This is a genomic window from Paramesorhizobium salinisoli (assembly GCF_003335045.1).
GTDB classification, from domain to species: Bacteria; Pseudomonadota; Alphaproteobacteria; order Rhizobiales; family Rhizobiaceae; genus Paramesorhizobium; species Paramesorhizobium salinisoli.
In genome coordinates, this window is the sequence record NZ_QOZG01000175.1 from 1 (window position 1) to 252 (window position 252).

The following is a 252-nucleotide window of genomic DNA, read 5'->3' on the forward strand; positions in this document are numbered from 1 at the left end:
TCTCTACGCCAATCCTCCATCTTTTCGCGGGCATCCGCAAGGGTCAGGAACCAATGCTGGTTCAGGCATTCCGCCCGAAAGCGGCCATTGAACGCCTCGATGAAGGCGTTGTCGGTGGGTTTTCCGGACGCGAGAAGTCCAGTGTGACACCCTTGGCATAAGCCCAAAGATCCAGATCGCGGGACACGAATTCCGTTCCCTGATCAACCCTGATTGTCTTCGGATAACCGACCTGCCGGCATACCCGTTCCA

Annotated in this window: 1 pseudogene; it reads right to left on the reverse strand. The window is 56.7% G+C overall.

The annotated features are described in order from the left end of the window. A pseudogene (locus DUT91_RS25420) lies at nucleotides 1-252 on the reverse strand (integrase core domain-containing protein); the annotation flags it as partial.